This window comes from Bifidobacterium sp. LH_419 (assembly GCF_056356955.1).
This window is the reverse complement of record NZ_JBKEVG010000031.1, coordinates 1-1,602: the sequence shown is the minus strand read 5'-3', so window position 1 is coordinate 1,602 and position 1,602 is coordinate 1. Positions and strand designations below refer to the sequence as shown.

Genomic DNA, 1,602 nt, shown 5'->3' with positions numbered 1-1,602 from the left:
GGGTTATAGGAACCAAACGTGGTGTTTTAGAAATCCCGGGCGTGGTGTGGATGCTGTCGCAGGATTTCCGTTGTCTTCCTTTCCTTTTGCATCCAGGCCGAAGCTCGATGGATGATTCCCGTGATGCCGATGATGGCGCAGGCCAAGTCGACGCCAACGCGGGTGATGTTCATGGCGCTGCCATTCGCGGAAGGGATGAGGATCGCGATCATGTCGATCAGGCTTTGCGTTAATTGCATGGCGAATTCAATGATTTCCATGCATGACGGCTATGCGCGTCGGTCTGCGGGTCAACGGACGTGTCCCTTGCGGATATAGAAGCCGGGTTCGTTGGCGGGGTCGTCATGGTTATTAGCCTGGATGCCGTCGTCATAGGGCTTCGGCGAATCGTCGCCGTCCTTGTCCCGAGCGTGGCCGCTGACCAGGGGCCGCCAGTGTTCGGGCCTGATCAGTGATGTGGGGTCCGGGGATCCGCTTTTCATGTAGCATACCCATTCGCAGGCGCGTCTCATGTGTCCCTCGGGAAGCCCGTGGTGGTCGAGGAGCACGTGCTTGATCGGCGAGTTGACGCCTCCCTCCAGCCGGTTCGTGGTGCGCGCCACCGGTCCACCCGCCGTCAGCGAGGGCTCGAGGAACGCGAACAGTTTGCCCTCGCGAAATAGCTTCTCCAATCTCCGGTAGCAGCGCCTGAGTTCCTGGTGGGTCCACCACCACTCCTGCCTGACGGCCTTCGGGTTCGCGGGATCGTCCTTCGCGAGGGTGCGTTCGTTGATGAAGTCCTTCCAGCGGATGTGCCATGCGTTGAGGGCCTCGCCCCACCGGGCCGCGTCCTCGGCGTCATGGATCTTGGTGAGCCGGTCGGAGAGTTTCTTGAGCTCCTTGCCCGCCTGAAGCCTGGGCTTTGAGGTCAGGTCGGTCCTCGTGTTGCGCTGCACGTGCACCAGACAACGCTGGATGCGCGTGCCCGGCCATGCCTCACGGCAGGCGTTTTCCGCACCGCGCAGGCCGTCCGTTACCAGCACGTCGGGCGCGGGGATGCGGGAGAACAGTGCAATGTAGGCCGCTTTCGACTCATGCGAGCACCACTGGGAACCCAGTATCTCGCCCGTCTCGCCGTCGATCGCGACGATCAGGCACCAGTCGTGGTTCATGTACGTGCCATCCGCCATCACCGTATGGCGTCCGGCCGTCGGAGGCGGGATGACGGGCCGGATGTTCCAGCACCATTGGATGCGTTTGCGGAACGCGCGCGGCCCCGGACCCATGTCACCCTGTGTCCTGCCGGAAAGCAACCAGTCGAGGAAGGCTCGCAGGTCGGCGTCGTGCTTCCTGTCCGGCCTGGGCGCGGTGGTCCCCAGGGAGCAATTCGCGCACTTCCAGCGTTGGGAGCCGGCGGCCGTCCTTCCGTTCTTCCTCATCGGTTTTCCGCATACCGGGCACAGCCGGGCCCTCTTCGACTTCGTCCTCATGCACCCATCGAACAGGCATCAGCCGGCCGAACCGGCGGTCTTTAACGCGACATCGTGTTAAAACCAACCCGACACGCCTACTGTCACAAGGCCAAACCCCGGTCATAAACACCACGTTTGGTTCCTATAGCCC

Annotated in this window: 2 protein-coding genes; both read right to left on the bottom strand. The window is 62.4% G+C overall.

The genetic code is table 11. The features are described 5' to 3' along the window. Positions 1-26 precede the first annotated feature (26 nt). The gene (locus AC1AYX_RS10380; RefSeq protein WP_476503408.1) at positions 27-260 is read right to left on the bottom strand and encodes a hypothetical protein; all 234 of its coding nucleotides are present in this window, start codon (positions 258-260) and stop codon (positions 27-29) included. Between the two features lie 30 nt (positions 261-290). Beyond that, positions 291-1,469, bottom strand: coding sequence for an IS1249 family transposase (locus tag AC1AYX_RS10375; RefSeq protein WP_476503407.1), 1,179 nt, complete (start codon positions 1,467-1,469; stop codon positions 291-293). Positions 1,470-1,602: the final 133 nt, after the last annotated feature.